This window comes from Faecalibacillus sp. MSK20_93, assembly GCF_020589945.1.
In the GTDB taxonomy this organism is placed as follows: Bacteria; Bacillota_I; Bacilli_A; order Erysipelotrichales; family Coprobacillaceae; genus Faecalibacillus; species Faecalibacillus intestinalis.
Genome location: NZ_JAJDKA010000182.1, coordinates 1 through 311 on the forward strand (window position 1 = coordinate 1; position 311 = coordinate 311).

The window sequence follows — 311 nt, forward strand, 5'->3', positions numbered from 1 at the left end:
GAACAGATGGAACATCACATACGTATTGGTCAGAAAAGCCATATGCTGTTTATTGTAAGACAGGAACAGCTGAAAAATATGATGGTAATTCAAATGTTGACCACCCAAACCATCTACAAATTGGTTATATTTCAGCAACAGAAGATAGTAAACCATTAGTTGCATTTGCTAGTATTGCATTTAGAGAAGATCGTTCTTCATCGGGCGCTGATTCATCTGCACCAATTATTGCACATCAAGTTGTTGATAAATATGTAGAAAAATATGGTTTAAATTAAAAAAATGCTAGTATTTCATTAATTAATATGTTA

General features: G+C 32.2%; 1 protein-coding gene. It reads left to right on the top strand.

Going from position 1 to position 311, the window contains the following annotated elements:
- Positions 1–278, top strand: a 278-nt coding sequence (locus LJD34_RS16290) for a penicillin-binding transpeptidase domain-containing protein (protein WP_264474843.1), incomplete at its 5' end; no start/stop codon positions are given.
- Between the last annotated feature and the right edge of the window lie 33 nt (positions 279–311).